This is a genomic window from Pseudomonas sp. AP19 (assembly GCF_001728855.1).
Taxonomy (GTDB): domain Bacteria; phylum Pseudomonadota; class Gammaproteobacteria; order Pseudomonadales; family Pseudomonadaceae; genus Aquipseudomonas; species Aquipseudomonas fluorescens.
Genome location: NZ_LXJP01000147.1, coordinates 1 through 792 on the forward strand (window position 1 = coordinate 1; position 792 = coordinate 792).

At 52.0% G+C, this 792-nt stretch carries 1 protein-coding gene; it reads left to right on the forward strand.

The window, feature by feature from the left end:
- A partial coding sequence (locus A7D21_RS34055) for an IS3 family transposase (RefSeq protein WP_069553858.1) occupies positions 1–774 on the forward strand: 774 nt, incomplete at its 5' end.
- Positions 775–792: the final 18 nt, after the last annotated feature.

Here is a 792-nt window from a genome sequence, read left to right on the forward strand (position 1 = left end):
GAACCAAAATCTGCGCGAGCCAAGGACGATCAGCGACTGCTTGGACTGATCAAACACTCCTGGTTGGAAAGCGGTGGTGTTTATGGCTATCGCAAGATCCATGATGACCTGCGAGAGGTTGGTGAGAGCTGTGGCCGTCACCGGGTAGCTAGGTTGATGCGCCTTGAAGGTTTACGTTCTCAGACTGGGTATCGACGGAGGCCGGGAAAATATGGCGGTAAACCAGCCGTTGCCTCACCGAACTTACTGAAGCGCCAATTCGATGTCAGAGAACCCAACAAAGTCTGGGTCACAGACATTACCTACATCCGAACATATGAAGGCTGGCTGTATTTGGCCGTGGTGCTCGATCTGTTTTCACGCCAGATCATTGGTTGGTCAATGAAGTCGCAGATGACCAGCGACGTAGCCATTGATGCACTGCTGATGGCGGTTTGGAGACGTAAGCCGAAGCAAGAGGTGATGATCCACTCGGATCAAGGCAGTCAGTACAGCAGCTCAGACTGGCGAAGCTTCTTGAAAGCTAACAACCTGGTAGCCAGCATGAGTCGTCGAGGTAACTGCCACGACAACGCTGTAGCGGAGAGCTTTTTCCAGCTGCTAAAGCGGGAGCGGATCAAGCGTAAAATCTACACTACACGCCAGGATGCTCGGGATGATGTGTTCGATTACATCGAGATGTTTTACAACCCAAAACGACGCCACAGTTTCAACAATCAGCTGTCACCGGTAGAGTTTGAAAAGCGTTACGCAGCGAGCCTGGAGAGTGTCTAGGAAACCCGGGGCGATTCA